The organism is Noviherbaspirillum denitrificans (assembly GCF_002211445.1).
GTDB lineage: Bacteria > Pseudomonadota > Gammaproteobacteria > Burkholderiales > Burkholderiaceae_D > Noviherbaspirillum > Noviherbaspirillum denitrificans.
Genome location: NZ_LSTO01000001.1, coordinates 3,284,566 through 3,308,963, shown reverse-complemented (window position 1 = coordinate 3,308,963; position 24,398 = coordinate 3,284,566). Strand labels below are relative to the sequence as shown.

The following is a 24,398-nucleotide window of genomic DNA, read 5'->3' as shown; positions in this document are numbered from 1 at the left end:
CCTTGCCGAGGGCGAGCCGCCGATCGAGTTCGAGGTCAAGCCCGGCAGCAGCGTGCGTAGTACAGCGGACCAGATTGCCGCGGCGGGTGTGCCGCTCAATCCCGACCTGTTCCATCTGCTTGCGCGATTCTCGGGCAAAGGGGCCAGGCTGAAAGCGGGGAATTATGAACTAAAGCCGGGAACCACGCCGACGACGCTCATCGACCAGCTGGTGCGCGGCGAATTCGCGCAGGAGTCGCTAGCCATCATCGAGGGATGGACCTTCAAGCAGATGCGCCAGGCGATCGACGCGCATCCGAAGATCAAGCACGAGACCGCCGGGCTGTCCGACAAGGATCTGCTGGCGAAGATCACGACCGATTACAAGTACCCGGAGGGCCTGTTTTTCCCGGATACCTACCTGTTCGCGAAGGGCGCGAGCGACCTGCAGATCTACAGGCAGGCGCATACGTTGCTGCAGAAGCGCCTCGAGGAAGCCTGGAACAATCGCGCGCCCAGCGTGCCGTACAAGTCGGCCTACGAAGCGCTCATCATGGCCTCGATCATCGAAAAGGAAACCGGCCAGAAATCCGAGCGCAACATGATTGCCGCGGTGTTCGTCAATCGCCTGAAGCGCGGCATGCTGCTGCAGACCGACCCGACGGTCATCTACGGGATGGGCGAACGCTTCCAGGGAAACATCCGCAAGAAGGACCTCGAAACCGACACCCCGTACAACACCTACACGCGCGCCGGACTGCCGCCGACGCCGATCGCCTTGCCTGGCGCGGAATCGCTGGCCGCGGCGTTGAACCCGGCGGCATCGGATGTGCTGTATTTCGTTTCGCGCGGCAACGGGACGAGCGAATTTTCCAACAACCTCGCCGACCACAACCGCGCAGTCAACAAATACCAGCGATAATGCCGGCTGGTTCGCAGGAACAAAAAGAATGACATCAGGGAAATTCATCACTTTCGAAGGCATTGACGGGGCGGGCAAGTCCACGCACCTGGAATTTGTTGCCGGCTTGCTAAGGGAAAAGGGCAGGCAGGTTGTCGTCACGCGCGAGCCCGGTGGCACGCCGCTGGGCGAGAGGCTGCGCGAAATTCTGCTGCGCGAAAAAATGCATCTCGAAACCGAAGCCTTGCTGATGTTCGCCTCGCGCCGCGAGCACATCGCGCAAGTGATCGAGCCCGCACTGCAACGCGGTGACTGGGTCATCTCGGACCGCTTCACTGACGCGACCTTCGCTTACCAGGGCGGCGGCCGCAAGCTGGCGCGCGAGAAGCTGGAGGCACTGGAGCAATGGGTGCATCCGCATCTGCAGCCGGACCTGACGCTGCTGTTCGACGTGCCGCTGGACGTCGCCCGCGCGCGCCTCGACGCCACGCGCGAGCTGGACAAGTTCGAGCAGGAGAAGGCCGATTTCTTTGCCGCGACGCGTGAGGAATACTTGCGCCGCGCGAAAGAACACCCGGCGCGTTTCCGCGTCATCGATTCCACGCGCGCGATCGGCGACATCCAGGCCGAGCTCGCGCAGATCGTTTCCGCACTTTGACGTCCATGCAGCCGACCCTTTATTCATGGCAGCAGGCGCCATGGCAGCAATTGCAACAAATGCGCGGCCGCCTGCCGCACGCAATCCTGTTCCACGGGCCGGAAGGCATCGGCAAGACCGCCTTCGCAGAACACCTAGCGCAATCGCTGCTGTGCCAGTCGCCTTCAGCCGACGGCCATGCATGCGGCCAATGCGATCCCTGCGGATGGTTCACGCAGTACAACCACCCGGATTACCGGCGTGTGCGTCCCGAGGTGCTGGAAGAAGACGGCGCCACTGAAGGGGAAGAGGGCGCGGAGGCGGGCGAGGGCAAGAAGACCGGCAAGTCCACCAAGGCGCCGTCGAAGGAAATCAAGATCGACCAGATTCGCGCGCTGGCCGATTTCATGAACGTGTCCACGCACCGCCAGGGCATGCGCATCGTCGTACTGTACCCGGCCGAGGCGCTGAACACGGCTGCGGCGAACGCGCTGCTCAAGACGCTGGAAGAACCGCCACCGGATACCCTGTTCCTGCTGGTATCCAACAACCTCGACCGCCTGTTGCCGACCATCCTGTCGCGCTGCCGCAAGTTCGCGCTGGCGATGCCTTTGCAGGAAGAGGCGCTCGCGTGGCTGAAGGCGCAGGGCGTCAACGATGCGGATGTGTGGCTTTCCGAGCAGGGTGGCGCACCGCTGGCGGCGATGGCCTCCGCGCAAGGTGACGCACGCGAGACGCTGGATGAGCTGCTGCGCGCGCTGGCGAAGCCAGGCGTCGAGGGTGCGCTGAAGACGGCCGAGAAGCTGCAGAAGGCACCGGTAGCCGATCTTGTGGCGTGGTTGCAGCGCTGGTTGTACGATGTTTTCTCGCTGAAACTTTCCGGCAGAATCCGGTATTATCCCCGGTATCGGAAAGAGCTGGCGGCGCTGGCCGAGGCGGCCGAAGTGGCATCGCTGCTCCGGGCGCTGAAGGCAGTCAACGAGCGACGCGCGGTGGCGGACCATCCGCTGTCCGCCAAGCTGTTTATCGAAGACATGCTGCTGGAATACGCATCATTGTTCACACATTGACAGACAAGCAAGGAATCCCATGGCCGACACTCCTGTGAGCCCGAACCCTCCCGGCGCCGGCGCCCCGGCGGTCTCGCGTCCTTCGGTCCTGTCCCTGCCGATCAAGGAAAAGGCGGCCCTGTACGCCGCCTACATGCCGTTCCTGCAAAACGGCGGCATCTTCGTGCCAACCAACAAGCCCTACAAGATCGGTGATGAGATCTACCTGATCCTTACGCTGATGGACGATCCAACGAAATATCCGATCGCCGGCAAGATCGCTTGGATCACGCCTGCCGGTGCAAACAACAACAAGGCCCAGGGCATCGGCGTGCATTTCTCGGCCGACGAGAGCGGCCAGCGGGTCAAGCTGCGTATCGAGGAACTGCTTGGGGCAGCGCTGCGATCCACGCGCGCCACGCATACGTTGTAAAAACAAGCAGACTGCCCGAGGCAGTAAAATGGCGGGATGTTTATCGATTCCCATTGCCACATCAATTTCCCCGAGTTATCGGTCCGCCTGCCTGAGATTCTCGGCAAGATGGGGGAAAACCAGGTCACGCACGCGCTGTGCGTGTCAGTGAACATGCCGGAATTTCCGTCTGTACTTGAACTGGCGGAAAAATACCCGAACATCTACGCCTCGGTCGGCGTCCATCCCGATTACGAAGAAGCGCCGGAAGTCAGCGTCGATGACCTCGTGCGTCTGTCCGCCCATCCGAAGATCGTCGCCATTGGCGAAACGGGCCTCGACTACTACCGCCTCGAAGGCGACCTCGAATGGCAGCGTGAGCGCTTCCGCACCCACATCCGAGCCTCGCGCGCGACCGGCAAGCCACTGATCATCCATACCCGTGCGGCTTCCGAAGACACCATCCGCATCATGCGTGAGGAAGGCGCGGGCACCGATGCCGGGGGCGCTGGTGGTGTGATGCACTGTTTCACCGAATCCCTGCAGGTGGCGGAAGCGGCGATGGAGATGGGGTTCTACATTTCCTTTTCCGGCATCGTCACCTTCAAGAGTGCGAAAGACCTGCAGGCCGTTGCACGTGCGGTGCCGCTGGATCGCATGCTGATCGAAACCGATGCGCCGTACCTCGCGCCGGTGCCGCATCGCGGCAAGCTCAATGAGCCGGGGCTGGTGCGCCATGTCGCGGAATTCCTCTCTACGCTAAAGGAAACGCCGCTGGAGGACGTCGCCAGCGCAACCACGGACAATTTCTTCAAGCTGTTCAAGATCGCGAGGCCGGCATGATCGCAGGTGGAGCGTTTTCCAGGCGTCGCACCATCCTTGCAGGTATCGCGATGGCCGCATTGGCGCCGGTGGCATTTGCCGGCGCCTACGACGATTTCTTTAGAGCGGTAAAGATCGACGATGCGCGGGTGGTGAAGACGCTGCTGGCACGCGGCCTTGATCCCAACATCATCGAGCACGAACGCGGCGATACCGGGTTGATCCTGGCCTTGCGCGAGGAGTCGATGGATGTGGTCAACGTGCTCGTCAACGCGCCCAACATCGACTTTGAAGTGAAAACCCGCAACGGCGACACGGCGTTGATGATTGCCTGTTTCAAGGGCTTCAAGCCGGTCGTGGAAGCGATGCTGGAAAAGGGGGCGGAAGTCAACCGTCCCGGCTGGACCCCGCTCCACTATGCGGCGGCAAACGGCCACATCGACATCGTCCGCCTGCTGCTCGACAAGTCGGCCTACATCGACGCCGAGTCGCCCAACAAGACGACACCGATGATGATGGCGGCGCGCGGCGGGCATATTTATGTCGTGAAGTTGCTCCTTGATGAAGGGGCGGATGCCACGCTGAAGAACGAACTCGGCATGAGCGCCATCGACTTTGCGGCGAATCATAATCACAAGGATATTGCCGAGGGGCTGACCAGTCGCTTGCGCAAGGCGGGCAAGCTTTAAACCGTAGGTAGGGTGGGTTTCGCTTCGCTCTACCCACCCTACTTCTTTATGTGCTGCAGGGCAGGGTCAGTGTCACTTCCAGCCCTTTGCCGGGAAGATTCTTCAATTCGATGCTTCCCCCATGTTGCTCGGCGATATTCCGCGCGATCGTCAGCCCGAGCCCGGTGCCGCCGGTTTCACGTGAGCGGGATGCTTCCAGGCGGTAGAACGGTTCGAAGACGTTTTTCATTTCCTCTTCCGGTATCCCGGGACCGCCATCCGCGATGCGGATGACCGCGTGCCCGCTTTCGCAAGCGGCCGAGATCCGCGCGTAGCCGCCGTACTTGCACGCATTGTCAATCAGGTTGGTCAGGCAGCGGCGCAGGGCGATCGGGCGGGCCATCAGTGCGGCGCCGGTGCTACCCTCCAGCGTGACGTCCTGGCCTGCATCGGTGGCGTCGGCACACACGCTGTCGACCAGCGAGTCGAGGTCCATGCGCTGCATCGGCCCGGCGGCATCCATGCTGCGTGCTAGGTCGAGGCCTTCACGCACCATGCCCTGCATCGCGGTCAGATCCGCGACCAGTTTTTCACGCAATTCCGCATCCTCGACCTTTTCCAGACGCAGACGCAGCCGGGTCAGCGGCGTTTGCAGGTCATGCGTGATGGCCGCGAGGATCTGTCCGCGCTGACGGATGTGGTTGCGAATGCGTGCCTGCATATGGTTGAAGGCGGCTGCCGCTTGCCGGATTTCGGTAGCGCCGCGTTCGGGAAGCGGCGGGCGCTCGATGTCGTTGCCGAGTTCGGTAGCGGCTTGCGCAAGCTGCTTTAGCGGACGCATTGTCATGCGCGCCACGATGACGGCGAGGATCGCGACGCTCAGGATGAACAGGATCACATACGCGGCGAAGTCGCCGCGCGGTGCGATCGGCGGCGGACGCGGCGGCATGACAGTCAGGCGCAGGCGCGAGTTGTCGGGGAGGGTGACCAGCATCGATTCGCACAGCGGCCGCATCTCACCCTGCCGGTAGCGGTGCGGTCGCCGGCTGAAGTCGCAATCTTCTGCGCGTGTCGGCGTTGAGGCGATGCGGTAGCCTTCCGGCAGCCGGCGCTCCAGCATGCCGGCGAGGTCGGATTGCGACGGGCTGGCTTCGTCGCCATCGGCTGCCTGCTCGGCGCGCACGCCCATGCCGCGGGCAGCGGAAAGGACGGGCGTGCGCACATTTTCCTCGACGCTTTCCAGGGACAGGATGAATTGGGCAAGCCGTTCGACGGCGTGGTAATCACGGAACTGCCCGATCATGCGTTGGCGCTCGTTGAAAGCAAGGCCGAGGGTGATCAATGCACTCACCACGACGCCGGCGAGCAGCACCAGGATCACCCGGCTGGTCATCGACTGGTAAATGGCCTTCATTCTCGAGTTACCGTGGTCGCGAGGACATAGCCTTCATTGCGAACCGTCTTGATGATTTGCGGCGAGCGCGCATCCTCACCCAGCTTCTGCCGCAGGCGGCTGATCTGCAGGTCGATCGAACGGTCGAAGGGATCCGCGTCGCGCCCGGCCGTCATGTTCAGCAACTGGTCGCGGCTGAGCACGCGGTTGGCGTGATCGAGGAAGATCTTCATCAGGCGGTACTCGGCGCCCGACAGCGCTACCACCACGCCCTCCGGATTGACGAGGTGGCGCGCGGTGGTATCCATCGTCCATCCGGCAAAGCGCAGGAGTTGCGATTCCGGGGCCTGCTGCGCGGAAGGCGCGGCTTGCGTGCGGCGCAGCACGCTGCGGATGCGGGCGAACAGTTCGCGCGGCTCGAAGGGCTTGGGCAGGTAGTCGTCGGCGCCCATCTCCAGGCCGAGGATGCGGTCCACCGGTTCGCCGCGCGCGGTCAGCATGATCACCGGGACTGACGAGCGCGCGCGCAAGTTGCGGCACAGTGTCAGGCCGTCGTCGCCGGGCAGGTTCAGGTCGAGCACAATCAGGTCGACATGGTGCTCGTCCAGCGCCTTCCACATGGCCTTGCCGTCTCCCGCAGTGGCGGTGCGGTAGCCGTTCTTTTCGAGATATTCGGCCAGCAGGCTGCTGATTTCGCGATCGTCGTCGACGATCAGGATGCGGGCGGGGTTTTCCATGGACGCATTATGGCAAGTTCAGGGGCGGGAAAGTTAGCGAATTGTATCCCGGGTGTTACCGTGTTTTCGCCTGATACACAGGGATACAAAGCCGCCGCCGGGTGTTACTTGCCGCTACAACATCGCCCGCTGCGGACAAGGGCGCGATACATTCCGCCGGCATGATGGGAACCGTGCAAAGGGCACGAGTTCAACTAGCAAAGAAGGGATGAATCATGACCACATTTCGCCAACGTCTCCTGATTGCCGTCATGGCGGCCGGCCTGGGCGCCGCCTCGGTCGCCACCTACGCGGCCGGGCCTGACTGCGGACCGATGGGCGGCCATGCCTCGTTCGGTGAGCGCGGCCGGTCGCCGGAACAGATGGCGGCCCATTTCGAGAAGCGCCAGTCCGAGCTGCACGACAAGCTGAAGCTGAACGCCAACCAGGAAAGTGCCTGGAAGGCCTACATGGCCAGGATCAAGCCGGTGGAACCGCAGAAACGCCCCGACCGCGCCGAGATCGACAAGTTGCCGGCGCCGGAGCGCATGGAGCGGATGTACGGCTTCATGCAGGAACGCGAGAAGCACATGGCCGACCGTATCGCCGCAACGAAGGAGTTCTATGCGGTGCTGACGCCCGAGCAGAAGAAAGTCTTCGACGACGAGTTCCGCCAAGGCCCGGGGCACCGCCGCCACCGCGGTTAATGCAGCTTGATGCGCGGATTGCGCGCCCAGTCGATGGTTTCAGCCCAGGTTGCAAGCCAGGTTTGGAACCATCCATTGACGGCGATCTGGTGATGCTTGTGCAGCCACCAGTACATCCACTTCGCGATGTGGCCTTCGATGAACACTGACCCGCGCGCAATCGCCCCCATCAGGCTGCCGACGGCGCTGTAATCGCCCAGCGAAACGAGCGAGCCACGGTCCTGGTAGGTGAATTCCAGTAGCGGCTTGCCCTCCAGCATGCGGCGCAAGGACTTGGCGAGCATCGCTGCCTGCTGGTGGGCGGCCTGCGCACGCGGCGGCACCGGCGGCTTGCCTTCCCCTTGCGGGCAGGCGGCGCAATCGCCGAGTGCGAATACCGACGTATCGCGCGTGCTCTGAAGGGTGCGATGGACAACCAATTGGTTAATGCGGTTGGTTTCCAGTCCATCGATCTCCTTCAGGAATTCCGGCACCTTGATGCCGGCACACCACACCACGATCCCGCTCGGGATGAATTTTCCGCTGGCCATCTGCACGCCGTCCTTGCGCACCTCGACCACACGCTCGTTCGTGTAGATATCGATGTCCAGCTGCCGCAATTCATGCGCTACGGCGCCGGACAGGCGTTCCGGCAGCGCCGCCAGGATGCGCGGTCCGGCGTCCACCACGACAATCTTCAGGTCCTTTTCAGGATCGAAATTCGCCATGCCGTAACTCGACAGCACCTTGGTCGTCAGGTGCAGCTCGGCTGACAATTCGACCCCGGTCGCCCCGCCGCCGATGATGGTTACCGTGAAGCGGCCTTCGCCCGGGGCCTTGGACTTCGCCTGCGCGCGCAGGCAGGAATTGATCAGGCGCTCGTGGAAACGCTCGGCGGATTCCGGCGAGTCGAGCATGATGGTGTGCTCCTGCACGCCCGGCGTGTTGAAATCGTTGGTCTGGCTGCCTAGGGCGATGACCAGGGTGTCGTAGCGGATGGACTGGCGCGGCAGGATTTCTTCGCCTTCCTCGTCGTAAGCGGGCTCCAGGCGGATTTCTTTGGCGGCACGGTTCAAGCCATCCATCCTTCCCAGGCGGAAATGGAAATGATGCGTACGGGCGAGGGCAAGGTATTCCATTTCATCGGCGTGCGTGTCCAGCGTCCCGGCTGCAACCTGGTGCAGCAACGGTTTCCAGAGGTGCGTGCGGGCGGCGTCGACCAGCGTGATGCGGGCCTTGTTTTTCTTTCCCAGCGATTTGCCGAGGCGGACGGCGAGTTCCAGCCCACCGGCACCGCCGCCGACGATGACAATGTGATGGAGGTCAGGCTGCTGGCTCAAACTTTGCTCCTTTGTACTATTGTGAATCAGGCATTCTTTTAGAAGCAAACGGCAGGCCTCCTCTGGCAGGACAGGCAAAGGCATCGTATGATCCCCGGCGAAGACTGATACAGGTCAGACGGAAGGCAGTTACCGGGAGCCGGAAAGCGTTCCCGTCATGAACGGACATCGAGGGTGGAATGGCTGGAACAAAGATCAAAGTCGAGGAATTCCTGAACAAGCTACCGCTGTTCAACGAGATTCCTCCCGAGGAATTGAAACAGATCGCCGAGTCGGTGACGGAAAGCCATGTCGGCAAGGGCGACATCATCTTCCGGCGCGGCGATCCTTGCGTGGGATTTCACATCGTTATTTTCGGCCAGGTGAAACTGGCGTTCACTTCGCCGGACGGCAACGAGAAGGTGGTCGAGATCATCGGGCCGGGGCACAGTTTCGGCGAGGCGCTGATGTTCATGGAAAAGCCTTACATCGTCGCCGCGCAGGCACTGGCGGACACGCTGCTGCTGCACGTGCCCAAGCAGGCGGTGTTCGACGAGCTGGAGCGAGATACGAAATTCGCGCGCAAGATGCTGGCGGGCCTCAGCCGCAGGCTGCATGGGCTGATTTCGGATGTCGAGGCCTACTCGCTCAGTTCGGGCGCGCAGCGGGTGATCGGCTACCTGCTCAAGTCGGATGCGCAGCACGATGGCGACCAGATGACTTTGGCGGTGAGCAAGACCGTGCTGGCGTCGCGGCTGAACCTGACGCCCGAGCATTTTTCCCGCATCCTCCACGACCTGGCCGCGAAGAAGCTGATCGCAGTGGACGGCCGTAACATCACCATCCTCGATATCGAAAAGCTGCGTTCCTACGAGGGACGCTAGGCAGCACGCAGCGCGGACGCGCCGGACGCCATGTTGCGGTAGGTCCGCATTGCCTTCAGCAGGTTGATCCATAACCAGACCGAAGACGCGGCAAAGGCGATGCCGGCCGCATGCGCGATCCAGCCTGGGAAGACAGGCGCCATCAACAGCACGACAAGCGCCAGCAGGTGCAGGTGGAACTGCCGCTCCGCATCCTTGTCGGGCAGGATCTGCTTCACGTTCGGCGCCTTGGCACTGCCGGCCAGATGGTTCTGCAGGTGGTACCAGACCAGGAATGGCACGATCTTGTACAGCATGCCGTTGATGACGGTGTAGCCGAAGCCCACGATGATGAGCACACCGATGGCAAATGCGGTGGCCGGATGTTGCGAGACGGCCGGGACGGCGGCGGACACGGCCCAGAGGATTGCCGCTGCGAGAATGCTGGCCAGCGCCGTGCGCCAGAAGAATGTCGTCGCATCGGGTTTTGGACGCTTGCGCTGGCGCAGCAGGTGCAGCGTCGTCACAGCGAATGCCGACCACGCGAGGACGGGCAGGGCGGTCAGCCACGGTTCCCAGCGGCTGTCGTACAGTGCAACCGCGGAACGCAGCACGAGCAAGGCAAACACGGTCCATGCAAAGCCGCGCGTCATCCATTGCGGATAAATCGGCGTCACCTGGAACATTGGCACCACCTGGTATGCCACGCCGGCGACCAGCAGGCCCAGCCAACCGAGCAATCCCCACGAGACATGCAGGTCGGTGATCTGCAACAACGGAAGCGACAAGGGCCATGCAAAGCCGGCCGCCGCGGCCAATCCGAAAGCGACGGCGGCGGCGAGGGCGCTGAGCGCCAGGCGGATCGCGACCAGCATGGGCGAGGCATGCGTGGCGGTCCAGACGCGCTTGAGCAGTATTAGCAGCAGCCAGCCGAAACCCGATGCGAGGATCGCAATCGCAATTCGGAACGCGATTGGCGAAGCAGAAAGGAATCCGAAGCACAGCGTCAGCGTTCCCGCGGCCAGCGCCGCATGCACGCCCTTCGCCGTGTAATTCGTATAAGGAATCTCGATCCCGGACACCACCGGCAGGATCTGGAGCAGGGCACCGATCATGCACATGCCGAGGAAGCCGAGCGTCAACAGGTGCGTCAATGCCAGCGCGTCCGGACTCCAGCGCGAAACAAACATGGCCGGGCCGGTCCACGCGAGCAGCAGGCCAGCGAGGATGGCGAACGCGGGCGCGGTCAGGAAGAATCGCAGCGGGACCGCGAGCGTCGGCGTCTGTTCGAAGGAAAGGACGCGCTGCATCGTCATTGCCAGATCAACACTTCATACAGAAAATCCTCGCGGCATTTCGACGCATGCTGGTAGCCGTTGCGTTCGAGGATGTTATAGAGCGGAAAAGGCTCGCGCGGGATGAGCACGCGCAGGCGCTGTCCCGGTTGCAGGCTGTTGAGTGCGTCGAGCACGCGCTCGAGCGGTTCCGGCGGCTCGAGGCCGCACACGTCGATGTCGACGATGTTTTCTCCCTCGCTCATGATGTGATCCCGGTTTCGCGCATCGCGCCGATCAGCGCTTCCTGCTGGCCGTCGAGCACGCGGTCGCTCATCGGGTAGAGGATGCTTTCTTCTTTCATGTTGTGCTGCTGCATGAGGGTGTTGAGCGTTTCCGAATAACCGAGGAAACCGTCGGCATCGCGTTGCGCGAGCGATTCATTCATTGCCGAAATGACCTCGCGCATCTGCCGGTGTTCCATGCGCATCACCGAAGTCGGCCCCGCGTTGCTGCCGGTCGCTTCCTCGAATGCGGGGAAGAGCACCTGTTCTTCCATCGCAAAGTGCTGTTCCAGCGCTTCAACGAATGCGTTCATTGCCAATTCGGCATTGGTCCACAGTGTTCCTGCCACCGCCGTCTCTGCCTGCGCGAAGAAATCGTCGCAGCGCTTGTGGTCGGTGCCGAGGTGGCTGGAAATGGTTTCCATTGGAGGCCTTTCAGGTTGTTGGATCGTGTAGCGGATTGTGACTCCGGCGTCAAACGGCAATCCTTGATTCAGGTTAAGGAATCGAGGGTGCACTCGCGACTAAAGTGAGCAAAATAGCCATGAAATCCGCATATTTCCGCCGGGTTTTGGCAAGTCCGAATTGCTTGACCGAGATCAAACAAATCGGATATCGCATTTGCTACATTCGCTCGTTGCTTACTGGAACTGGAAGGACCTCTGTGCTGAAGACTGCTTTTGATACTTTTAACGTCAGGGGTCGGCCCCTGCTTCCTATTGTCCAGGGAGGCATGGGTGTAGGTGTTTCCGCACACAGGCTGGCCGGCAATGTCGCCCGCCTTGGCGGCGTCGGCACCATTTCCAGCGTTGACCTGCGCCGTCATCATCCGGACCTCATGGCGCAGACCAAGAAGTCGCGCGACAAGGAACTGATCGACCGCGTCAACCTCATCGCCCTCGACCGTGAAATCAAGGCAGCCAAGGTCATCGCAGACGGCAACGGCATGGTCGCCGTCAACATCATGCGCGCCGTCGCAGAATACGCGTCCTACGTGAAGCAGGCTTGCGAAAGCGGCATCGATGCCGTGGTCGTCGGCGCCGGCCTTCCGCTCGACCTTCCCGAACTGACCAGCGACTATCCCGATATCGCCCTGATCCCGATCCTGTCGGACGTGCGCGGCATTGCGCTCATCATGAAAAAGTGGATGCGCAAGAACCGCCTGCCGGACGCGATCGTCATCGAAAACCCGAAATACGCAGCAGGCCACCTCGGCGCCGCCAAGCCGGAAGACGTGAATGCGCCGCACTTCGCCTTCCCGGCGGTGCTGGAAGGCACGCTGGAACTGTTCAAGGAACTCGGCATCGAGCGCGAGCGCATTCCGCTGATTGCCGCTGGCGGCGTCAATTCGCACGAGCAGGTGCAGGAACTGTTCAAGATGGGCGCCAGCGCGATCCAGCTCGGCACTGCATTCGCGGTCACCGAAGAAGGCGATGCGCACATCAACTTCAAGAAGATCCTCGCCGAAGCCAAGCCGGAAGACATCGTGACCTTCATGAGCGTCGCCGGCCTGCCGGCACGCGGCGTGCGCACGCCGTGGCTGATGAATTACCTTGACAAGGAAGCCAAGCTGCAGAGCAAGGCCGGTCCCAAGCAGTGCACCGTCGGCTTCGACTGCCTCGCGCAGTGCGGCCTGCGTGATGGCATCGCCAAGGCAGGCCAGTTCTGCATCGACACGCAACTGGCGTTCGCGCTGGAAGGCGACGTCAAGCGCGGCCTGTTCTTCCGCGGTTCCGAAAAACTCCCGTTTGGCAGCGAGATCCGCTCGGTGCGCGAACTGGTGGAATTCCTCCTGGCCGGCAAGCGCCCCGAACCCAAGGCCGAAACCGCGCCGATCATGGTGTACAAGGACGCGACACCTGCCTGAGCCGAAAAATAACAGACCTGACTCCAGGAAAGAACACGTGACAAAACAGATGGAACTCGTGGCGCCGGCGGGAAGCCTGCCGGCCCTCAAGGCAGCCGTCGATAACGGCGCCGACTGCGTCTACCTCGGCTTCCGCGACGCGACTAACGCGCGCAATTTCGCCGGACTGAATTTCGACGACAACGCGATTGCCGAAGGCATCCGCTACGCACACGGCAAGGGCCGCAAGGTGCTGCTGGCGCTGAACACCTATCCGCAGGCGGAAAACTGGGCGCCATGGCGTACCGCCATCGACCGCGCGGCGCAATCCGGCATCGACGCCGTCATCCTCGCCGATCCGGCGCTGATGCAGTACGCCGCGAACAAGTACCCGGACCTGCGCCTGCACCTTTCCGTGCAGGGCTCGGCGACCAACTACGAGGCGATCAACTTCTACCACAAGCGCTTCAACATCCAGCGCGCGGTCCTGCCGCGCGTGCTGTCGCTGGAGCAGGTGGAACACGTCACCCAGAACACCTCGGTGGAAATGGAAGTGTTCGGCTTCGGCAGCCTGTGCGTGATGGTCGAAGGCCGCTGCGCGCTGTCGTCCTACGTCACCGGCGAAGCGCCGAACACGCACGGCGTGTGCTCGCCCGCCAAGGCAGTGCGCTGGCAGCAGACGCCGAAGGGACTCGAATCGCGCCTGAACGGCGTGCTGATCGACCGCTACGGCGACGGCGAGAACGCCGGCTATCCGACGCTGTGCAAGGGCCGCTTCGACGTCAACAACGAAAGCTATTACGCGATCGAGGAGCCGACCAGCCTCAACACCCTGGAACTCCTGCCGCAACTGCTGCAGATGGGCGTGCGCGCGATCAAGATCGAAGGTCGCCAACGCAGCCCGGCATACGTCGCCCAGGTGACCAAGGTGTGGCGCGAAGCCATCGACAATGCGCTCGACAGTTCGATGCGCTACTCGGTCAAGCCGGTCTGGATGTCGGAACTCAACAAGGTGGCGGAAGGCCAGCAGCACACGCTCGGCGCCTACCATCGCCCCTGGAAGTAACGGAGAAAATTTTGAAGCTCTCGCTTGGGCCTATCCTCTATTTCTGGCCGAAGAACACTGTTTTTGAATTCTACGAGACCATGGCGAAAGCGCCGGTCGACATCGTCTACCTCGGCGAAGCCGTCTGCTCGCGCCGCCGCGAACTGCGCCTGTCCGACTGGACCGACATCGCCGACATGCTGGTTGCCGCCGGCAAGGAAGTCGTGCTGTCCACGCAGGCGCTGCTCGAATCGAAGACCGACATGGGCACGCTGCACCGGATCACCGACAACGGCCGTTTCACCGTTGAAGCCAACGACATGGGCGCGGTGAACTGCCTGTCCGGCAAGGCGCCTTTTGTCGCCGGTCCGCACCTGAACATTTTCAATGCGCCGACCCTGCAGTTCATGGCCGAGACCGGCGCCAAACGCTGGGTCATGCCGCTGGAAATGAGCCGCACCGGCCTGTCGCACGTCCAGCAAGACCGCCCGGCAGGCATCGAAACCGAGGTGTTCGCCTACGGCCGCTTGCCGCTGGCATTTTCGGCACGCTGCTTCACCGCGCGTCACCGCAACCTGGCGAAGGATGACTGTCAGTTCGCCTGCATGGAGTATCCGGACGGCCTGCCGCTGAAGACGCGCGAAAGCCAGCATTTCCTGACGCTCAACGGTATCCAGACGCAGTCCGCGCTGGTGTACAACCTGGTAAGCGAACTGGGCGCGATGGAAGCGATGGGCGTGGATGTCGCACGCATCAGTCCGCAGGCGCAGCATACGGACCGTATCGCTTCGCTGTTCCGCGACGTGCTGGACAAGAAGCTGGCCGGCGCGGACGCATTGAAGCAGATGGAAGCGTTGATGCCGGACCAGCCGTGCAATGGTTACTGGTACGGCAAGCCGGGCCTGGACCGGATGGTGGCGTAAAAGAGTAGGGTGGGTGGAGCGGAGCGAAACCCACCAGCATTGTTCAGATTAAAGGTTAACTCATGACACCGAACCGCTTTGTCCTGCCTGAACCCGTAGGCAAGCTGCTGTCCCTGCTGCCGGTCTATCCCGGCTCGTTCCTGTTCGCGACCGGCCTCAACCTCGCGCTCAAGAGCAACCTGCCGGAAGACGTGCAGCAATCGCTGAATGGCAAGAAGCTGCGCATCAAGGTAACCGATGCGCGCCTGTCCTTTGATTTCGTCTGGAGCAACGGCCGTTTCGCTGCCGGCAGCAACCAGGCGGAACCCGATCTCACCATCAGCGCCAGCGCCCACGACTTCCTGCTGCTGGCGCGCCGCCAGGAAGACCCGGATACCTTGTTCTTCAGCCGCCGTCTCTCGATGGAAGGTGACACCGAACTCGGCCTGCTGGTGAAGAATACGCTGGACGCGATCGAACTCCCCGTGTTCGAACTCGGCAAGCTGGCGCCGGCACGTGTCTTCGGCCGCATCAAGCCGGGTAGCGGCAACAGCCAGTCCTGATCGATTTCCCATGGCCGCCCGCAATCCGGACCTGCCGCTCGTGTATTCCTGCTCGGGATGCTCGAGCGCGGCGCAAACTGCGAACCAGGCGGCCTTGCAGCTGGACCGCAGCGGTGTGGCGGAGATGTCATGTATCGCGGGCGTGGGTGGCGATGTGCCGCACCTTCTGAAAATAGCAAAGTCGGGCCGGCCTATCATCGGCATCGACGGCTGCGTGCTGGCCTGCGTGAAAAGCTCGCTTGGCCGTCATGAAATTACGCCGCGCTGGTACATGCAGCTGCATGAATACGGCGTGAAGAAACGCTATCAAACCGACTTCGATCCCGAGCAGGTTGAAGCCGTCGTCGCCGAAGTGGAACGGTCCGTACGTGCGGACCTCGCTGCGGACCAGTAACACTTCTCTCATCTTCCTATTGGCCTTGTGTCATCTCGCTGCATAGCGAGTGTTGTCATTGCCGCTGCATCCTCGCGCGTTGTCCTTGCATTTCGTCTTGTAGGAAAAAATAGGGCGAACTCATTAGAAAAAGACGTGTCCGAATGTTCCTCCAAGTAACTTGATTCAAATCATGTATTTTTAATGAATCAAATCGGAGAATGCCCCACGAAGTACACCGGTGCAGGAATCCACGTTCTGCATTTGATTATCAGTAGCACCCTATGTCGGAGAAAATTTAATGGGCAAGGACACGAAAGACCTGAATACACAAGATACGCCGGCGCTGGAGAACCGCAGGCGCTTCCTCGGACGCAGCGCATTGCTGGGTCTTGCAGGCGCGGGCGTATCGATGGGACTGGCGGGCTGCAAGGAAGAGGCAAAGCCGGCAGCCGCCGGCACCGCGGCTGCCCCGGCTCCTGCCCATGCGGCCAGCAGCCACGAAGTGGCCCCCGGCCAGCTGGACGAGTACTACCACTTTTCCAGCGGCGGCCATTCAGGTGAAGTCCGCATCATCGGTATTCCCTCCGGCCGCGAACTGCGCCGCATCCCGGTGTTCAACATCGACCCGATGGTCGGCTGGGGTATCACCAATGAGTCGAAGGCCATCATCGGCACCAATCCCGATGGCAGCCTGAAGTACAACACCGGCGACACCCACCACGTGCATGGCAGCTACAAGGACGGCACGTATGACGGCCGCTGGCTGTTCGTGAACGACAAGATCCACTCCCGTATCGCCCGCATCCGCATGGATACGATGGAAGTCGACAAGATCACCGAACTGCCCAACGTGATGGGCTTCCACGGCATCTTCCCCGACAAGCGCGATCCGGTTGACGAAAAGATCAACTACACCACCCGCGTGTTCTGCGGCGCCGAATTCCACTGCCCGCTGCCCAACGACGGCCGCGACCTCGACGATCCGAGCAAGTGGGGCGCACTGTTCTCCTGCGTCGATGCAGAGACCATGGAAGTGCGCTGGCAGGTACGTGTGGACGGCAACATGGACCTGACCGCCACTTCGTACGATGGCAAGCTGGTGGCGTCCAACCAGTACAACACCGAGAACTCGGCGGAACTCGGCGGCATGATGGCATCCGAACACGATGCCTGCGTGTTCCTGAACGTCGAGCGTATCGAAAAGCTGGTCAAGGAAGGCAAGTTCACCACCATCGGCAAGTCCAAGGTGCCGGTCGTCGACGGACGCAAGGCAGCCAACAGCGATCCCAAGACCGCGGTGACATGCTACGTCCCGGTCGGCAAGAATCCGCACGGCGTGAACGCCAGCCCGGACGGCAAGTACTTCGTCTGCGCCGGCAAGCTGTCGCCGACGAGCACCGTGATCGAACTGGCACTGGTGCACAAGTGGTTCGCCGGCGAACTGGCGAAGGAGCGCGATGCCGTCGTCGCCGAAGTGGAACTCGGCCTCGGCCCCTTGCATACCGGCTTCGACGGCAAGGGCAATGCCTACACCTCGCTGTTCCTCGACAGCCAGGTCGTGAAGTGGAATATCGAAAAGGCCATCGCATTCGCCAAGGGCGACAAGACGGCAAAGTATGTGGTGGATCGTCTCGACGTGAATTACCAGCCGGGCCACGGCTTCGCATCGATGGGCGAAACCAAGGAAGCCGACGGCAAGTACTTCAACTCCGGCAACAAGTTCTCGAAAGACCGCTTCCTGCCGGTCGGCCCGCTGCATCCGGAAACCGAGCAGCTGATCGACATCAGCGGTGAGAAGATGAAGCTGATCGCCGACCACACCGCCTATCCGGAACCGCATGACGGCATCATCGTCAGGCGCGACGTGGTCAAGACGCGCAAGATCTACAACATGGACGATTTCCCGAACAAGGTCACGGCCGAAACCTCGGGTATCGAGCGCAAGGGCAACAAGGTGCACGTTCGCATGCTGTCCATGGCTCCGGCGTTCAGCCTGCCGATCATCCGCGTCAAGAAGGGTGATGAAGTCACGCTGACCCTGACCAACCATGACAAGATCGAGGATCTTACCCACGGCTGTGCGATCCCGAACTACAACATCAACTTCATCGTCAACCCGCAGGAAACCAAGTCGGTAACCTTCAAGGCGGACAAGCCGGGTGCGTTCTGGCTGTATTGCACGCACTTCTGCCACGCGCTGCACCTGGAAATGCGCAGCCGCTTCCTGGTGGAGGCTTGATGTAAGGCTCTCTCTCGCATGCGGGCGGCTATGGTGGAGTCATAAGACCATGTCGCCCGTCATTCCCGCGAAGGCCTCGGCGGCCCCGCGGGAATGGCGGGGAGAGAGAGGCCGCAAGATTCATGAAGATGCCCGCTTGCGGGCGTCCAGATTCACACTTTAGCAGGGCGCTGTCACCACCCCCTGCCTCCATCCGCATATGAAATTCAGGCTCGACCGCGCGCACCTCCTGCCGCACCTGCTGGTGCTGATGGCAGCATTGTTCATCTTGTTTTCCCTTCCTCGCACGGCGCTGGCGTCGATGTACGACACCGTCCTGTCCGAGGAGCTGCTGCATGGCCCGGACCTCTGTGCCCACGCGCCCTGCGACGAGGTGATGCCTGGTGCGGAAGAGTTTTCGAAGCGCAAGGGCATGCCGACCTACGTCGAAGCCTACGCGAACGACAATGGCAAGAAGCGTGTCATCGGCTACGTTTTCCTGTCTACAGACGTCGTCGACATTCCCGCCTATTCCGGCAAGCCCGTCGTCACCCTGATCGGCATGGACACGCGGGGTGCGATCACCAAGGTGCGCATCCTCAAGCATTCCGAGCCGATCCTGCTGGCAGGCATACCCGAATCTGCCCTGGTGACGTTCATTCGCCAGTACCACGGCAAGCAGGCCGATGCGAAACTGGAAATCGGCCAGGGCCGCGACGGCGTGACCAGTCTGGACGGCATCAGCGGCGCGACGGTCACGGCCATCGCCGAGAACCAGGTGATTTCGCGCAGCGCATATGAAGTCGCGCGCCAGGTCGGCATCATCAAGGCCGAACCGCGTCCCGCCGCGCGTTTCACGAACATCAATGAAAAGCTCGACTGGGCAGGCCTCGTCAAGGAAGGCAGCGTCGAGCATTTGCTGGTGGAGGCGAAGGATGCCGGCGGCCTCGATGACGGCCGTCCTTACATCGACCTGTATTACGGCTACTTGAACGTGCCGGCAATCGGTCGGAGCATTCTCGGCGACCAGGGCTACGAGAACCTGATGCATGACCTGAAGCCGAACGAACACGCGATCTTCATCGTCGCCAATGGCCAGTCCTCGTTCAAGGGATCGGGCTTCGTCCGCGGCGGCATCTACGACCGCATCCAGGTGCGGCAGGATCCAGCATCGTTTACGTTCCGCGATACCGACTACTTCAACCTGTACCAACTGAAGGCAGCCGGCACGCCCGAGTTCAAGGAATCCGCGATCTTCATCCTGCGCTCGGCCGATTTCAATCCGGCATGGCCGTGGGACCTGAGCTTCCTGGCCAACAAGGTCGACGCGGAAAAGGGGACCAAGACCTTCGCGCACTTCGACCACGAGTACTGGCTGCCCGCACGCTACCTCGAAGGCGGCCGCCCGCATGTGGAACGGCCCGAGGCTGCATGGAAGGCGATATGGAAGGGCCGCATGCTGGAGATCGCGCTGTTCTCGCTGATCCTGGTGGCGACCGCCTTGATCTATTCACAACGCGACCGGCTAGTGCGCATGTCCACCCGCAAGAGCAAGCCGTGGATTTCGATCCCGCGCACCTTGCTCTGGATCGCCAGCGTCGGCTTCATCGGCTTCTATCTGAAGGCGCAGCCGAGCGTCACGCAGGTAATGACATGGTTCCATTCACTGATCCACCAATGGAAGTGGGAGCTGTTCCTGTCCGACCCGTTCATCTTCATCTTCTGGTGGTTCATGATCGGCACGGTCCTGCTCTGGGGCCGGGGATTGTTCTGCGGCTGGATCTGCCCGTTCGGCTCGCTGCAGCACCTTGCGTTCAAGGCCGGCCAGTTGCTGGGACTGAAGCGCTTCCAAAAGCTGCTGCCGAAGGCCTTGCATGACAAATTGAAATGGGTGAAGTACGTCGTGTTCGCGGTGCTGGTCCTGGTGTCTTTCTACTCAATGGAGACGGCCGAAATCCTGGCCGAGATCGAGCCCTTCAAGAGCACTTTCCTGGTTGGCGTGTGGAACCGTTCGTGGCCCTTCGTGGTCTTTGTCGGGGTAATCCTCGCGATCTCGATCCTCAGCGAGCGCCCGTATTGCAAATATGTCTGCCCGCTTGGCGCAGGCCTCGCGATCCCCGGTAAATTCCGCCTGTTCGGGCTGAAGCGCAAGAGCGAATGCCAGACTTGCCACGCTTGCGCAGCAGGCTGCGGTTCGCATGCGATCGACGCCAAGGGCAATATCGACCAGAAGGAATGCCTGCTGTGCCTGGACTGCATGGTGATGTACTACGACGACCATGCATGCCCGCCGCTGGTCAAGGAACGCAAGCACCGCGAGAAGGAGGGACTACCTCTCACGCGGATCGATGCCAAGGGCTATTTCATCCCGCTGGAAAGCGTGCGCCGCAACCTGGCCGAGAAAACGGCGCAGATGGCGGCAAACCAGGAGTGACGCAATTGCAGGACGGCAGACACCGCATTAAACAGGCAATCGCGGCCCTGGCCTTGGCGCTGGCTGCGAACTTCGCCTGCGCCGCGGTGTTCAAGGTCGAGCCTGGCGGCTCGATAGGCGCGGCGGTCAGTGCGGCCGGCGCCGGTGACACCATCGAGGTGGCGCATGGCGACTATGCCGAGCATGTCGTGATCGACAAGCCCCTGACCCTGCGCGGGATTGGCAAGCCGACCATTCGCGGCGGATTCACCGGCGACGTAATCCGCGTGCGCGCCCCCGACGTCACCATCGAGGGCATCATCGTGCGCGACAGCGGCGTCGACCAGACCGCGCAGAATTCCGGCATCTACTTGCAGCCCGGCGCGCATCGTCCGACGGTGAAGGATTGCGACGTGGTGCACAACCTGTTCGGCATCTGGATCGAGAAGGTCGATGACGCGCGTATCGTGCACAACACCATCGTCGGCCGGCGCGACCTGCAGCTGGCGGCACGCGGCAATGGCATCCAGCTGTACAACTCCGCCGGCGCGCAAGTGCTGGACAACCAGATCAGCCATGCGCGCGACGGCATTTATGTGGATCTGTCGCGCAAGTCGGTATTCCGCGGCAACCGCATCCACCACCTGCGCTACGGCACGCATTACATGAACACCCACCAGAGCGTCTGGGAAAACAACGAGGTGTACATGAACCGCGGCGGCCTGGCGCTGATGGAAGTACGCTCGCTCACCGTGCGCAACAACATCGCCTGGAGCAATACCGACCACGGCATCATGCTGCGCACCATCCAGGACTCGATCGTCGAGAACAATATCGTCGCGGGCAATGGCCGCGGCTTCTTCATCTACGACGCGGAGTACAACACGGTGCGCGCGAACCTCGTGACGGGTAATGAAGTCGGCGTGCACCTGTCGGCCGGCTCGGGCAACAACAAGGTGGACGGCAACGATTTCATCGACAACCGCCAGCAGGTCAAGTACGTGGCCGCGCGCGATGTCGAGTGGGGCAAGGCCGAGGGCAACTACTGGAGCAATTACAGCGGCTGGGACCAGAACGGCGACGGCAAGGGCGATGTCGCCTACGAAGCCAACGACGTGGTGGACCGGCTCAACGGGCAGTATCCATTGCTGAAGCTGCTGCTGACCAGCCCGTCGATCCAGACGCTGCGCTTCGTCGCACGGCAGTTCCCGGTGCTGCGCGCTCCCAGCGTGGTGGACAAGAATCCGCGCATGCGCCCCTTGAATCAGGATTGGAGAAAGTGGAATGACAAGCGTCCCCATCCAGGTGACTGAAGTCACCAAGCGCTTCGGCGACGTGCAAGCTCTCGACGGCGTCAGCCTGACGGTCCAAAAGGGCGAGATGTTCGGCCTGATCGGGCACAACGGCGCAGGCAAGAGCACGCTGTTCAAGCTGATGCTGGGGCTGGCTCCGGTGTCCGGCGGCGAGGTGTGCGTGCACGGCGTCAGCACCGGCGGCAAGGCCTTCCGCGACGTGCGCCGGCGCATCGGTTACCTGCCCGAGAATTTCGTCACTTATGACAACCTGACAGGCCTCGAAGTACTGCGCCTGTTCGCCGACCTCAAGCGCGTGCCGCGCTGTGAATGCGATGCGCTGCTCGAACGCGTCGGTCTGGGCGCCGCCTCCGGCCGCCGCGTGCGTGGCTACTCGAAAGGCATGCGCCAGCGCCTCGGCTTTGCGCAGGTTTTGCTCGGCAATCCGGACCTCATCTTCCTCGATGAGCCGACCAACGGCCTCGACGCGGAAGGCATCCACGAGTTCTACCGCATCCTGCGCGACGTGCAGGAGCAGGGCGCGACCATCGTGATCACGTCGCACATCCTGGCCGAGATCCAGGAGCGGGTCGACCGCCTTGTCATCCTGTCCTCCGGCAAGGTCGCCGCGCAAGGCACGATTGCGCAACTGCGCGCGCAAATGGTGCTGCCGTCAATCATCGAGGTCAACCTACATCCCGGCTACCACCAGGAGGTGCATGGCGCGCTCTCGCGGGCCGAAGGCCTGCAGATGCGGATCGGGGAAGACGTGGCGCACATCTCCTGCGCGCAGTCGGAAAAGGTTGCGGTGCTGCAGATTCTGTCGACAATGGCGCACGCGGTGCGCGACATCAGCATCCGCGAACCCTCTCTGGAAGACCTGTTCCTCGGCTATGGAGGCCAGCATGCATAAGTTCTTCGATTGCGCGCAAGTGCGCATCATCGCCGGCAAGGAATTCCGCGATCGCATCCGCAACCTGTGGGTGCTGTCGGTGGCCCTGATCTTTTCGTTGTTTGCGCTCGCGATCGCCTATTTCGGCACCGCGCAGCAGGGCACGGTCGGATTCCGCGGCATCGACGTGACCGTCGCCAGCCTTGTCAGCCTCGTCATCTACCTGGTGCCGCTGATCGCGCTCATCCTCGGCTACGACGCCATCGTCGGCGAGCGGGAGCGTGGTTCAATGGAGCTGCTGCTGTCGATGCCGGTCACGCGCCTCGAAATCCTGCTGGGCAAGTACATCGGGCTCTCCGGCGCGCTGGCGGTGTCCACGCTGGCGGGCTTCGGCGCCGGGTTGCTGCCGATGGCGTCGCAACTTGGCGTCAGCGATGTCTACCATTACGCCGGCTTCGTGTTTTCCGCGATCCTGATGGGCATGGCCTTCCTCAGCCTGTCGCTGCTGGTGTCGGTGCTGGCCTCGGACCGGATGCGTGCGTCCGGCGTGGCGATCGGCCTGTGGTTTTTCTTTGTCCTGATTTTCGACCTGGTACTGACAGGCGCGCTGGTGGTGAGCAACGGCAGCATCGGCAGCGGGCTGTTCGGTGCGCTTCTGATGCTTAATCCCGCCGACGTGTTCCGCCTGTTGAACATCTTCAGCTCCGAGCAGGTGCAGTCCATGTACGGGCTCGCCACCGTGATGCCGGAGCGCCTGACCGATCCGGTGGTCCTTTCCGCCATCATGTGCGGCTGGATCGCCGCCCCATTCCTGATTGCACGCTGGAGATTCAAATGAACGCAACCCCCATCGCATTGCTATGCAAACCGGTCCTGATTGCCCTGGTTGCGCTGCTCGCCGCCTGCGGCAAGGAAGCTGCCCAGCTTGCGGCCGTCGAGCCGGACCAGGGAACCGCCTGTGCACTGGATGGCATGGTGCTCAAGGATTACCCGGGCCCGAAGGCGCAAATCCACTACAAGGAAGGCGCGCCGGAATTTTTCTGCGACCTGGTCGAATTGTTCAGCATGGTGCTGGCCCCGGAACAGAAGCGTCCGGTCGCGGGCATATTTGTGCAGGACATGGGCAAGACGGACTGGGCGCAGCCGAGCGGACACTGGGTTGACGCCAAGCTGGCGTATTACGTTGTCGGCAGCAAGAAGACAGGTTCGATGGGCCCGACCTTCGGATCGTTCAGCTCGCTGCCGGATGCCGAGGCCTTCGTGGCCAGGGAAGGCGGCACGGTCAAGCGCTTTGAACAAATGACACTCGACATGGTCAGCCAGCCGGGGAAGGGCGCTGCGCACGAAGACAAGATGCATTGAAGGATCGGCAATGAATGAAAACCTGTTCGACGACAACGAAACGGGCATGGACCCGAAAGCCATGCAGTCGCTTTACGCCAAGGCACTGTACCGGCTGCGCGAGTCGCGCAAGGCCTTGCTCAGGCAATACGATGCCGCCGACGAGGCGCAGTTGCGCGACCGGATCCGCAGCGGCGAGATTGCCGAGCATCCTGCCTACGAACACTACCTGGGTGCGCTTGTGATGGAGCAGGGCCGCCAGCAGCTGCGGCAAGAGTTGCTGGAGCGGTTCGGCGGCAATCCGTCTGAAGGCGTGCCTGCGATCAGCATTCACCTGATGCTGAAGGAGCAGGTCGAGGAAGCGTATGCCGCGCGCCTCACGGAACCGGTGCGCGTGGCGCAGGATGCCTTGCTGATGTCCTTCGATACCGGGCTCATGATGGAAGTCCGCTGGTTCAGCGGCGACGAGTTCTCGGTGCACTGGAGCTGGGGCGAAGCCGAGCTGCG

26 protein-coding genes are annotated in these 24,398 nt (G+C 62.0%); 20 read left to right on the top strand and 6 right to left on the bottom strand.

Features of this window, described 5'->3' with window-relative positions; all coding sequences use genetic code 11:
- The 6 genes from mltG to AYR66_RS15940 form a co-directional block, all read left to right on the top strand.
- Positions 1 to 901 (top strand): endolytic transglycosylase MltG (gene mltG, locus AYR66_RS15965; RefSeq protein ID WP_141104253.1); only part of this gene is annotated, 901 nt, incomplete at its 5' end.
- Positions 902 to 929: 28 nt separating this feature from the next.
- Positions 930 to 1,538, top strand: a complete 609-nt coding sequence (tmk, locus tag AYR66_RS15960; RefSeq protein WP_088708326.1) for a dTMP kinase — start codon at positions 930 to 932, stop codon at positions 1,536 to 1,538.
- Positions 1,539 to 1,543: 5 nt separating this feature from the next.
- A complete protein-coding gene (locus AYR66_RS15955; RefSeq protein ID WP_088708325.1) occupies positions 1,544 to 2,587 on the top strand; it encodes a DNA polymerase III subunit delta' in 1,044 nt (347 codons plus the stop codon).
- Between the two features lie 19 nt (positions 2,588 to 2,606).
- The gene (locus AYR66_RS15950) at positions 2,607 to 2,999 is read left to right on the top strand and encodes a PilZ domain-containing protein (protein WP_088708324.1); all 393 of its coding nucleotides are present in this window, start codon (positions 2,607 to 2,609) and stop codon (positions 2,997 to 2,999) included.
- Between the two features lie 36 nt (positions 3,000 to 3,035).
- The gene (locus tag AYR66_RS15945; protein ID WP_088708323.1) at positions 3,036 to 3,821 is read left to right on the top strand and encodes a TatD family hydrolase; all 786 of its coding nucleotides are present in this window, start codon (positions 3,036 to 3,038) and stop codon (positions 3,819 to 3,821) included.
- A complete protein-coding gene (locus AYR66_RS15940; RefSeq protein ID WP_088708322.1) occupies positions 3,818 to 4,489 on the top strand; it encodes an ankyrin repeat domain-containing protein in 672 nt (223 codons plus the stop codon). Before AYR66_RS15945 ends, AYR66_RS15940 begins: the two co-directional genes overlap by 4 nt.
- Before the next feature lie 46 nt (positions 4,490 to 4,535).
- Here the strand turns inward: AYR66_RS15940 and AYR66_RS15935 are convergent, their stop codons facing one another.
- Both AYR66_RS15935 and AYR66_RS15930 read right to left on the bottom strand, forming a co-directional pair.
- Positions 4,536 to 5,882, bottom strand: a complete 1,347-nt coding sequence (locus tag AYR66_RS15935) for an ATP-binding protein (RefSeq protein WP_088708321.1) — start codon at positions 5,880 to 5,882, stop codon at positions 4,536 to 4,538.
- Positions 5,879 to 6,598, bottom strand: a complete 720-nt coding sequence (locus AYR66_RS15930; protein WP_088708320.1) for a response regulator — start codon at positions 6,596 to 6,598, stop codon at positions 5,879 to 5,881. Before AYR66_RS15930 ends, AYR66_RS15935 begins: the two co-directional genes overlap by 4 nt.
- Before the next feature lie 215 nt (positions 6,599 to 6,813).
- Here AYR66_RS15930 and AYR66_RS15925 point away from each other — a divergent pair, with 215 nt between their 5' ends.
- Positions 6,814 to 7,284 carry a Spy/CpxP family protein refolding chaperone gene (locus tag AYR66_RS15925; protein ID WP_088708319.1) on the top strand — a complete coding sequence of 157 codons (471 nt, stop codon included), beginning with the start codon at positions 6,814 to 6,816 and terminating at the stop codon, positions 7,282 to 7,284.
- On the opposite strand, the gene AYR66_RS15920 is transcribed toward AYR66_RS15925, so the two are convergent.
- Positions 7,281 to 8,603 (bottom strand): NAD(P)/FAD-dependent oxidoreductase, encoded by a 1,323-nt coding sequence (locus AYR66_RS15920; protein WP_088708318.1) that lies wholly within the window; start codon positions 8,601 to 8,603, stop codon positions 7,281 to 7,283. The two genes, AYR66_RS15925 and AYR66_RS15920, sit on opposite strands and share 4 nt — an antisense overlap.
- A 179-nt stretch (positions 8,604 to 8,782) precedes the next feature.
- Here AYR66_RS15920 and AYR66_RS15915 point away from each other — a divergent pair, with 179 nt between their 5' ends.
- A complete protein-coding gene (locus AYR66_RS15915; RefSeq protein WP_088708317.1) occupies positions 8,783 to 9,466 on the top strand; it encodes a Crp/Fnr family transcriptional regulator in 684 nt (227 codons plus the stop codon).
- On the opposite strand, the gene AYR66_RS15910 is transcribed toward AYR66_RS15915, so the two are convergent.
- From AYR66_RS15910 to AYR66_RS15900, 3 genes are read right to left on the bottom strand one after another with little or no spacing between them, the layout of a single operon-like run.
- The gene (locus AYR66_RS15910; protein WP_088708316.1) at positions 9,463 to 10,755 is read right to left on the bottom strand and encodes a hypothetical protein; all 1,293 of its coding nucleotides are present in this window, start codon (positions 10,753 to 10,755) and stop codon (positions 9,463 to 9,465) included. The genes AYR66_RS15915 and AYR66_RS15910 overlap by 4 nt on opposite strands.
- A gap of 2 nt (positions 10,756 to 10,757) precedes the next feature.
- Positions 10,758 to 10,985 carry a DUF2249 domain-containing protein gene (locus tag AYR66_RS15905; protein ID WP_088708315.1) on the bottom strand — a complete coding sequence of 76 codons (228 nt, stop codon included), beginning with the start codon at positions 10,983 to 10,985 and terminating at the stop codon, positions 10,758 to 10,760.
- Complete coding sequence (locus tag AYR66_RS15900; RefSeq protein ID WP_088708314.1) at positions 10,982 to 11,428, bottom strand: hemerythrin domain-containing protein; 447 nt, start codon at positions 11,426 to 11,428, stop codon at positions 10,982 to 10,984. The genes AYR66_RS15905 and AYR66_RS15900 overlap by 4 nt, the downstream gene beginning before the upstream one ends.
- Positions 11,429 to 11,640: 212 nt before the next feature.
- Between AYR66_RS15900 and AYR66_RS15895 the strand changes: the two genes are divergently transcribed.
- The 12 genes from AYR66_RS15895 to AYR66_RS29615 all read left to right on the top strand — a co-directional run.
- Positions 11,641 to 12,870 (top strand): NAD(P)H-dependent flavin oxidoreductase, encoded by a 1,230-nt coding sequence (locus tag AYR66_RS15895; RefSeq protein ID WP_272938348.1) that lies wholly within the window; start codon positions 11,641 to 11,643, stop codon positions 12,868 to 12,870.
- A 49-nt stretch (positions 12,871 to 12,919) separates the two neighbouring features.
- Positions 12,920 to 13,915 (top strand): ubiquinone anaerobic biosynthesis protein UbiU, encoded by a 996-nt coding sequence (gene ubiU / locus AYR66_RS15890; protein ID WP_088708312.1) that lies wholly within the window; start codon positions 12,920 to 12,922, stop codon positions 13,913 to 13,915.
- A gap of 11 nt (positions 13,916 to 13,926) precedes the next feature.
- On the top strand, positions 13,927 to 14,817 hold the full coding sequence (gene ubiV, locus AYR66_RS15885) for a ubiquinone anaerobic biosynthesis protein UbiV (RefSeq protein WP_088708311.1): 891 nt from the start codon (positions 13,927 to 13,929) through the stop codon (positions 14,815 to 14,817).
- A gap of 62 nt (positions 14,818 to 14,879) precedes the next feature.
- Complete coding sequence (gene ubiT, locus AYR66_RS15880) at positions 14,880 to 15,359, top strand: ubiquinone anaerobic biosynthesis accessory factor UbiT (RefSeq protein ID WP_088708310.1); 480 nt, start codon at positions 14,880 to 14,882, stop codon at positions 15,357 to 15,359.
- Positions 15,360 to 15,369: 10 nt separating this feature from the next.
- On the top strand, positions 15,370 to 15,753 hold the full coding sequence (locus AYR66_RS15875) for a putative zinc-binding protein (RefSeq protein ID WP_088708309.1): 384 nt from the start codon (positions 15,370 to 15,372) through the stop codon (positions 15,751 to 15,753).
- A 280-nt stretch (positions 15,754 to 16,033) separates the two neighbouring features.
- Entirely contained in the window at positions 16,034 to 17,974 is a 1,941-nt protein-coding gene (gene nosZ / locus AYR66_RS15870; protein ID WP_088708308.1) for a TAT-dependent nitrous-oxide reductase, read from the top strand.
- Between the two features lie 199 nt (positions 17,975 to 18,173).
- Entirely contained in the window at positions 18,174 to 20,387 is a 2,214-nt protein-coding gene (locus tag AYR66_RS15865) for a 4Fe-4S binding protein (RefSeq protein WP_206047194.1), read from the top strand.
- Complete coding sequence (locus AYR66_RS15860) at positions 20,384 to 21,679, top strand: nitrous oxide reductase family maturation protein NosD (protein WP_420093104.1); 1,296 nt, start codon at positions 20,384 to 20,386, stop codon at positions 21,677 to 21,679. Before AYR66_RS15865 ends, AYR66_RS15860 begins: the two co-directional genes overlap by 4 nt.
- Complete coding sequence (locus tag AYR66_RS15855) at positions 21,651 to 22,571, top strand: ABC transporter ATP-binding protein (RefSeq protein ID WP_088708307.1); 921 nt, start codon at positions 21,651 to 21,653, stop codon at positions 22,569 to 22,571. Before AYR66_RS15860 ends, AYR66_RS15855 begins: the two co-directional genes overlap by 29 nt.
- A complete protein-coding gene (locus AYR66_RS15850) occupies positions 22,564 to 23,388 on the top strand; it encodes an ABC transporter permease subunit (RefSeq protein ID WP_088709846.1) in 825 nt (274 codons plus the stop codon). Before AYR66_RS15855 ends, AYR66_RS15850 begins: the two co-directional genes overlap by 8 nt.
- Entirely contained in the window at positions 23,385 to 23,912 is a 528-nt protein-coding gene (locus tag AYR66_RS15845; RefSeq protein ID WP_088708306.1) for a nitrous oxide reductase accessory protein NosL, read from the top strand. Before AYR66_RS15850 ends, AYR66_RS15845 begins: the two co-directional genes overlap by 4 nt.
- A gap of 10 nt (positions 23,913 to 23,922) precedes the next feature.
- A partial coding sequence (locus AYR66_RS29615; RefSeq protein WP_206047193.1) for a hypothetical protein occupies positions 23,923 to 24,398 on the top strand: 476 nt, incomplete at its 3' end.

Coding starts and splice junctions, on each gene's coding strand:
- tmk (WP_088708326.1), top strand. CDS start 930: ATGACATCAGGGAAATTCATCACTTTCGAAGGCATTGACGGGGCGGGC.
- AYR66_RS15955 (WP_088708325.1), top strand. CDS start 1,544: ATGCAGCCGACCCTTTATTCATGGCAGCAGGCGCCATGGCAGCAATTG.
- AYR66_RS15950 (WP_088708324.1), top strand. CDS start 2,607: ATGGCCGACACTCCTGTGAGCCCGAACCCTCCCGGCGCCGGCGCCCCG.
- AYR66_RS15945 (WP_088708323.1), top strand. CDS start 3,036: ATGTTTATCGATTCCCATTGCCACATCAATTTCCCCGAGTTATCGGTC.
- AYR66_RS15940 (WP_088708322.1), top strand. CDS start 3,818: ATGATCGCAGGTGGAGCGTTTTCCAGGCGTCGCACCATCCTTGCAGGT.
- AYR66_RS15935 (WP_088708321.1), bottom strand. CDS start 5,882: ATGAAGGCCATTTACCAGTCGATGACCAGCCGGGTGATCCTGGTGCTG.
- AYR66_RS15930 (WP_088708320.1), bottom strand. CDS start 6,598: ATGGAAAACCCCGCCCGCATCCTGATCGTCGACGACGATCGCGAAATC.
- AYR66_RS15925 (WP_088708319.1), top strand. CDS start 6,814: ATGACCACATTTCGCCAACGTCTCCTGATTGCCGTCATGGCGGCCGGC.
- AYR66_RS15915 (WP_088708317.1), top strand. CDS start 8,783: ATGGCTGGAACAAAGATCAAAGTCGAGGAATTCCTGAACAAGCTACCG.
- AYR66_RS15910 (WP_088708316.1), bottom strand. CDS start 10,755: ATGCAGCGCGTCCTTTCCTTCGAACAGACGCCGACGCTCGCGGTCCCG.
- AYR66_RS15905 (WP_088708315.1), bottom strand. CDS start 10,985: ATGAGCGAGGGAGAAAACATCGTCGACATCGACGTGTGCGGCCTCGAG.
- AYR66_RS15900 (WP_088708314.1), bottom strand. CDS start 11,428: ATGGAAACCATTTCCAGCCACCTCGGCACCGACCACAAGCGCTGCGAC.
- ubiU (WP_088708312.1), top strand. CDS start 12,920: ATGGAACTCGTGGCGCCGGCGGGAAGCCTGCCGGCCCTCAAGGCAGCC.
- ubiT (WP_088708310.1), top strand. CDS start 14,880: ATGACACCGAACCGCTTTGTCCTGCCTGAACCCGTAGGCAAGCTGCTG.
- AYR66_RS15875 (WP_088708309.1), top strand. CDS start 15,370: ATGGCCGCCCGCAATCCGGACCTGCCGCTCGTGTATTCCTGCTCGGGA.
- nosZ (WP_088708308.1), top strand. CDS start 16,034: ATGGGCAAGGACACGAAAGACCTGAATACACAAGATACGCCGGCGCTG.
- AYR66_RS15865 (WP_206047194.1), top strand. CDS start 18,174: ATGAAATTCAGGCTCGACCGCGCGCACCTCCTGCCGCACCTGCTGGTG.
- AYR66_RS15855 (WP_088708307.1), top strand. CDS start 21,651: ATGACAAGCGTCCCCATCCAGGTGACTGAAGTCACCAAGCGCTTCGGC.
- AYR66_RS15850 (WP_088709846.1), top strand. CDS start 22,564: ATGCATAAGTTCTTCGATTGCGCGCAAGTGCGCATCATCGCCGGCAAG.
- AYR66_RS15845 (WP_088708306.1), top strand. CDS start 23,385: ATGAACGCAACCCCCATCGCATTGCTATGCAAACCGGTCCTGATTGCC.